This window comes from Roseovarius sp., from assembly GCF_018066915.1.
GTDB lineage: Bacteria > Pseudomonadota > Alphaproteobacteria > Rhodobacterales > Rhodobacteraceae > Roseovarius.
Genome location: NZ_JAGPVV010000288.1, coordinates 1 through 6,405, shown reverse-complemented (window position 1 = coordinate 6,405; position 6,405 = coordinate 1). Strand labels below are relative to the sequence as shown.

General features: G+C 63.4%; 8 protein-coding genes. 5 read left to right on the top strand and 3 right to left on the bottom strand.

The genetic code is table 11. The features are described from left to right. Nucleotides 1-49 precede the first annotated feature (49 nt). On the bottom strand, nucleotides 50-565 hold the full coding sequence (locus KBT70_RS16100; RefSeq protein WP_296636296.1) for a single-stranded DNA-binding protein: 516 nt from the start codon (nucleotides 563-565) through the stop codon (nucleotides 50-52). Between the two features lie 193 nt (nucleotides 566-758). On the opposite strand from KBT70_RS16100, the gene KBT70_RS16095 reads away from it, so the two are divergent. Next, nucleotides 759-1,349, top strand: coding sequence for a lytic transglycosylase domain-containing protein (locus KBT70_RS16095; protein ID WP_296636293.1), 591 nt, complete (start codon nucleotides 759-761; stop codon nucleotides 1,347-1,349). Between the two features lie 12 nt (nucleotides 1,350-1,361). Here the strand turns inward: KBT70_RS16095 and KBT70_RS16090 are convergent, their stop codons facing one another. Together KBT70_RS16090 and KBT70_RS16085 are read right to left on the bottom strand one after the other, a co-directional pair. Next, a complete protein-coding gene (locus tag KBT70_RS16090) occupies nucleotides 1,362-2,951 on the bottom strand; it encodes an ABC transporter substrate-binding protein (RefSeq protein WP_296636290.1) in 1,590 nt (529 codons plus the stop codon). A 165-nt stretch (nucleotides 2,952-3,116) separates the two neighbouring features. Next, a complete protein-coding gene (locus KBT70_RS16085; protein ID WP_296636289.1) occupies nucleotides 3,117-3,923 on the bottom strand; it encodes a helix-turn-helix domain-containing protein in 807 nt (268 codons plus the stop codon). Nucleotides 3,924-4,139: 216 nt separating this feature from the next. Between KBT70_RS16085 and KBT70_RS16080 the strand changes: the two genes are divergently transcribed. The 4 genes from KBT70_RS16080 to KBT70_RS16065 form a co-directional block, all read left to right on the top strand. Beyond that, complete coding sequence (locus tag KBT70_RS16080) at nucleotides 4,140-5,303, top strand: isovaleryl-CoA dehydrogenase (RefSeq protein ID WP_296636286.1); 1,164 nt, start codon at nucleotides 4,140-4,142, stop codon at nucleotides 5,301-5,303. Beyond that, nucleotides 5,300-5,776: a lysozyme inhibitor LprI family protein gene (locus KBT70_RS16075; RefSeq protein ID WP_296636283.1), complete on the top strand. Its 477-nt coding sequence runs from the start codon at nucleotides 5,300-5,302 to the stop codon at nucleotides 5,774-5,776. The genes KBT70_RS16080 and KBT70_RS16075 overlap by 4 nt, the downstream gene beginning before the upstream one ends. A 4-nt stretch (nucleotides 5,777-5,780) precedes the next feature. Then, complete coding sequence (locus KBT70_RS16070) at nucleotides 5,781-6,071, top strand: hypothetical protein (protein WP_296636281.1); 291 nt, start codon at nucleotides 5,781-5,783, stop codon at nucleotides 6,069-6,071. Further along, nucleotides 6,068-6,405 (top strand): AMP-binding protein (locus KBT70_RS16065; protein ID WP_296636278.1); only part of this gene is annotated, 338 nt, incomplete at its 3' end. The genes KBT70_RS16070 and KBT70_RS16065, both read left to right, overlap by 4 nt.

Sequence of the window (6,405 nt, the reverse complement as noted above, 5' to 3'; positions counted from 1 at the left end):
GCGCCCGATCAGAGCGCAGGGACCGTTAAGGGCGGGTTAAAGCCGGGCGTCAGAACGGGATTTCGTCATCCATATCACGTGAGGGTCGGGCACCGCCGCCCCCCGAAGCAGGTGCCGGGGCAGACCCGTAATCGCCGCCATAATCACCGCCGTAGCCCTGATCCTGACCGCCGCCATAGCTGCCGCCGCCGCCACCACTGGCCCCACCTTCGCCGCGTCCATCAAGCATGACGAGGGTCGAGTCAAAGCCCTGAAGCACGATTTCGGTGCTGTATTTGTCCTGACCGGATTGATCCTGCCATTTGCGGGTTTGCAGCTTGCCCTCGATATAGACCTTGGAGCCTTTGCGCAGATACTGCTCGGCCACGCGCACCAGACCTTCGGAGAAGATGGCGACGGTGTGCCATTCGGTGCGCTCGCGGCGTTCGCCGGAGTTGCGATCCTTCCACGTCTCGGAGGTGGCGATGCGCAGGTTGCACACCTTGCCGCCGTTCTGAAAGGTCCGGACCTCGGGGTCGCGGCCCAGATTGCCGATGAGAATTACCTTGTTGACAGAGCCGGACATCGCGCCCTCCTTGAATCATGCCGTGGTTCGCGTCTGACGGTTACACCACCGCATTGGCGTGAAGGAAAGGTTAAAATTGTCGATAAATGCGACGAAACCTGCCAATCCGGGGCAAAGGGGCAAAATGAAGTCTCGAATTCCGCGCAAGATTGCCTATAGTGCCGCCAGAGACACGGATGGGGACAGAACAGGAATGCGGTGGATCGCAAGCGCGCTTGTGGCCTTTGGGCTGATTGTGCCGGGTGTTACGGAGGCGGATGTGCTCTCGAGCAAGAGCCGCGTGAGCCTCTTCAAATCACAGACCAAGGTCTTGGATACAAGGGCGCGGCAGCAATACAACAATTCGGTGCGGCTGCAGCCCGAGCGGGTCAAGACGCCGACGATGTGGGACGATCTGTCCCCGATGTTCCGGGGTCCGTATCGTGGCCCTTACCTCGACATGGCGAAACAGGCGGCGCGGCGCTATCAGGTGCCCGAGGATCTGTTTTTGCGGCTGGTGCAGCAGGAATCCGGCTGGCGGGCGGATGCACGTTCGCACAAGGGCGCGATTGGCCTTGCACAGTTGATGCCGGATACGGCGCGCAATCTGGGGGTCAATCCGCATGATCCGCGCGAAAATCTGGAAGGTGGTGCGCGCTATCTGGCGGAGCAGTATCGCACCTTTGGGTCGTGGCGACTGGCGCTTGCGGCCTATAATGCAGGGCCGGGGGCTGTGTCGAAATACGGTGGCGTGCCGCCCTACAAAGAGACCCGCAATTACGTGAAGGTTATTCTGGGAAGCTGAGCCTGCGCCCCCTCAGGCGGCAAATCCGATCCGGTAGAGATGGATTTCGTTTGAAGGATGCTTTTGCGCATTCACCACCTGTCCATTGTGGTGATTGAAGAGCGCGCGCCAATAGGGCTGGATGATCACGCCCTCGTCGCGCAGGATGGTTTGCAGCCGCGCCATGACACCACGGCGGCGATCCGGGTCGCTGAGGCGGTTGGCCTCGTCCAGCAGCGTGTCGAATTCCTCATTGGCAAAGCCGCTCTCGTTCCAGGCGGCGTTGGAGCGATAGGCGAGGCTGAGCACCTGCACGTCGAGCGGGCGGTGGTTCCACTGGGTCGCGGAAAAGGGAAACTCGCGCCAATTGGCCCAGAATTCCGGGCCGGGCAGGATGCTGCGGCGCACGGTGAGGCCTGCGTCGCGCAGTTGTGCGGCGACCGCATCGCCGGTGTTGCGCTGCCATTCGTCATCGACGGTCACAAGCTCATGCTCAAAGCCGCGAAGGCCTGCTGCCTCGATGATGGCGCGGGCCTCGGTCGGGTCATGGGGGGCGGGGCCAATATCGGCATAGGCGGGGTGAATCGGGCTGACGTGGTGATTGGCGGCCACCGTACCGCGCCCGCCATAGCCCAGTTCGAGGCAGATCGCGTTATCGACGGCGAGCGCCATGGCGCGGCGAATGTCGCGCTTGAGATAGGGGTTGGTGCCCACGAGGCGCGCGGTTTGCGAGGCGCGGATGACGGTGGTGGCGGCGGTTTCGGCGCGGGTGCGGGTCCAGCCGATACTGTCCATGGCGTCGATGAAATCGCCGACGGTTTCATAGAGAAGGTCGATCTCGCCGCGTTCCGCAGCCCCGAGCCACGCGGAGGGGTTGAGGCCGAGATCAACGAATTCCACCCGGTCAAGGTAGGGCCCGCCAAACACATCCGTTCCCCACCAGCGGTGATCGGGATGGCGTTCAAGCACGCAACGCTCGCCCGGCACGAGGCTGACGGGGCGAAAGGGGCCGGTGCCGATGCCATTGAGAAACGGATCGCCGCCCTCATAGCTCTGATGCACGATGGCGGCGGGATAGTCGGACATATTGGCGATGACCGAGATATCGGGCTGCGAGAGGCTGAGCACGAGGGTAAGATCATCAAGCACGGTAATGGCGCCTGTGCGGGCCTGTCCGGTGTCGGGGTCGATCAACCCGGCAAAGCGGCCCGCCATCGAATTGCGCTCGGACGTGGTGTCGCACCAACGGGCGATGTTGCGGGCGACATCCTGTGCGGTGAAGGGATCGCCATTGTTCCACGTCACGTTGGCGCGCAGATGGAGGAGGTAGCGGGTCGCGTCCTCATTCACCTGCCAGCGGTCGAGCAACATGCCTGTAAAGGTGCCATCGCTCTGATACTCAACGAGATATTCCAGAAAGCCACGGGTTTGATTGCCCAGCTCGCTCCAATCATAGCTGCGCGGATCGGTGAGGGGTTTCACATTCTGCTGAATCCGCAGCGTGCCACCCTGCGCCGGTGTGGTCTGGGCCTTGGCCGGTTGTGTGAGGCCGCCGAGCGCGTAGGCGGCGCTGACACTGAGGCCGAGGGCGGTGGCGCGCGTCAGAAACTCGCGTCGCTGCATCCGGCCCGCGCGCAGGGAGTGAGCATCGCGGAGGGCGGCGGGGTGCGGAGCGGGAGGTGTCTGGCGCGGCATCAGGGGCTTTCGTGAAACGCGGGGCGATGGGTCTTGACGCATTAGATAATGGGTATGCTCAAAGCGCAACCCGTTGTGCGGCCCGATGCCCGGTCAGAGCGGCACGGCCATCGGCTTGCGCGTGGTCGCGGCCTGACGCAGCGCGGATGGGGTAAGACCAGTGTGTTGCAGCACGAAGCGCGAGAAATAGGCCGCGCTGCCAAACCCGAGGCTCGCTGCAATCTGGCCGATGGGCAGATCGCCCGCCTCGAGCATGTCACGGGCGGCGTGCAGGCTGCGTTCGGTCAAGAGGTCTGCGGCGGTGAGGCCAGAGGCCTGTTTGCACACGCGGGTGAGATGGGTGGGCGTGACACCCAGCGCGCGGGCATAGACCGCCATGGCGCGCCCGCTGGTGTAATCGCGCGCCACAAGGGCGGCATAGGCCTGCATCATTCGGTCGCTGGAATTGGGCCGCTCCTGCGGACCTTGGGCAATCATCGCCCGGCGCAGCCAGACGGTGAGCATGCGCGCCTGAGCATTGAGCGCCTCGTCCATGAAAGGCCGGTGCGCGGATTGTTCGCGCTGCATCGCCTCGAGAATGGCGGTGAGTTCGTTCTGGCTGGTGACTTCGCGGATGCGCAGGTGTTGGGCGCTATCCGGCATCAGGATCGGGCCGCCAGCGGGCAGAAGGCAGACCTGACCAAAGCCCGTTTTGCCCAGATCGAGCGAAAACATCGTGCCTGCGGGGATGGCCAGCGCGTTATGCACCCCGATGCCGCGCCGCACCCCGTCGATGATGGCGATTCCCTGACCACGGGTGATCCAGATCAGCGCGTGATCGGGGCAAGAATGCTGAAGCGTGAGGCGCCAATCGGTGCCCCGCGCCCATTGCGCCACGGTCTTGATCTCTGCATGTGCCATTCTGAGGGCCTTGAAAGTCGGGTTTTCACAAGTATTGCATGCCAAATATGGCAAGTCAGGGGACAAAGTCTGAAAAATCTAAAAAATGGCTCTGTGTCGGCGGTGCTCTGCCCAAGGGATGCGCAGGTGCGTGGCAGGCTTGTGATTGACGGGTGCGGGCATCTGTGTATAAAATGAACAAGTGTTCAATAAATCCGTTTCGGAGGAGGAAGCGCGATGTTCAATGCGGTCATGCAGTTTGATCTGGGCGAGGATGTGAATGCCCTGCGCGAGATGGTGCATCGCTGGGCGCAGGAACGGGTCAAGCCGATGGCCGCAGAGGTGGACCGCAGCAATGCCTTTCCCAATGCGCTTTGGCGGGAGATGGGGGATCTCGGCCTCTTGGGTATCACGGTGCCCGAGGAATATGGCGGGGCGGGGATGAGCTATCTCGCGCATGTGGTCGCGGTGGAAGAGATTGCGCGCGCCTCGGCGTCTGTGTCGCTGAGTTATGGCGCACATTCCAACCTCTGCGTGAACCAGATCAAGCTCAATGGCACCGAGGCGCAGCGGCAGAAGTATCTGCCCGGCCTCATCAGCGGCGCGCATGTCGGCGCGCTGGCCATGTCCGAGGCGGGCGCGGGCAGCGATGTGGTCAGCATGAAGCTGCGCGCGGAAAAGCGGAATGATCGCTATGTTCTGAATGGTACCAAATACTGGATCACCAACGGGCCGGATGCCGATACGCTGGTGGTCTATGCCAAGACCGACCCCGAGGCAGGAGCCAAGGGGATCACGGCGTTTCTGATTGAAAAGACAATGACAGGGTTCAGCACCTCGCCCCATTTCGACAAGCTGGGGATGCGCGGCAGCAATACCGCCGAGTTGATCTTTGACGATGTGGAAGTGCCGTTCGAGAATGTGCTGGGCGAAGAGGGCAAGGGCGTGCGCGTGCTGATGTCGGGCCTCGATTACGAGCGTGTCGTGCTGGCGGGGATCGGCACGGGCATCATGGCGGCCTGTCTCGACGAAATCATGCCCTATCTGGCGGAGCGCAAGCAGTTTGGCCAGCCTATCGGGAATTTCCAACTGATGCAGGGCAAGATCGCGGATATGTACACGGCGATGAATTCGGCGCGGGCCTATGTCTATGAGGTGGCCAAGGCCTGTGACCGCGGTGATGTGACCCGGCAGGATGCGGCGGCCTGTTGTCTCTATGCGTCAGAGCAGGCGATGGTGCAGGCGCACCAAGCGGTGCAGGCGATGGGCGGCGCGGGATTTCTGGCCGATGCGCCGGTCGCGCGCCTGTTCCGCGATGCGAAGCTGATGGAAATCGGGGCGGGCACGTCGGAAATCCGGCGTATGCTGGTAGGCCGCGAGTTGATGGGAGCGATGGCATGAGAGGGATCATCTTTGCCGCAATGCTGCTGCCGGTTCCGGCCATGGCGCAGGACCTCATATTCGACATCGCGCCGGTCGAGGCCTGTTTGCAGGCGGGCGGCGGCGAGGAATGTGCGGGTCTGGCGGCCGAGCAATGTATCAACGCCACGCCGGGGGGATATTCTACTGTCGGCATGGGGGCCTGCACCGATTACGAGCGGGATGCCTGGGATGGCTGGCTCAACGAGGTATATCAGAAGCTCTCGGCAAAGCTGAAGGTAGAGGATGCCGAGGCGATGTCCTTTGCCCCCAAACAGGCCGATGCGCTGCGCGACATGCAGCGGGCGTGGATCGGGTATCGCGATGCGAAATGTGCCTATGTGGCGTCGCAATGGGGCGGCGGGACGGGGGCAGGTCCGGCCTCGGTCAGTTGCCACCTGCATGAGACCGCGCGCCAGATGCTCTATCTGCAATCGAGCCAGATGGGGGAATGATCCCATGTCGCGCCGCCTCTTTTTTGTGCCGGTGCTGGCGCTGATCGCGGCGGTGGCCGGGATCGGGCTCTTGCTCGGGGGGCGGGCGGTGCTCACGACCGAGACAGCGGTGATCGAGCGCGTCGCCGCCCGCTATCTGGAGGAGGCGGGGCAAGGTGCTGCGCGCAGCGATTGCGCCGCGCGCCCTGCGACAAGCGCCGATTTGTGGCTGGTGGTGGTCTGCGGGCGCTATGAATATTTCGTTGATGCCTATGGGCGGGTGGCGCATGTGAACGTGGCAGAGGCCACGTCATGAGCGGGATGCGCCCTTTACTGCGGCCTGCGCCTTATGGCGCGCTTGTTGCTGGGTTTCGTTGGGATATTCCGGCGCGGCTGAACATGGCGGCGCAGGTCTGTGACAGGTGGGCCGAGGCCGAGCCAGACCGCGTGGCGATCCTTGACCTCTCGGGCGAGGGGCCGCGCGATGTGCGCTATGGCGCGCTGCGGGCCATGGCGGATGGGTTGGCGCAGGTGCTGCTGGCGCGCGGTGTGCGGCGGGGCGACCGGGTGGGCGTGCTGCGCTCTCAGGGCGGTTGGTGCGCGGCGGCGCATATCGCCATCTGGAAGATCGGAGCGATTTCGATTCCGCT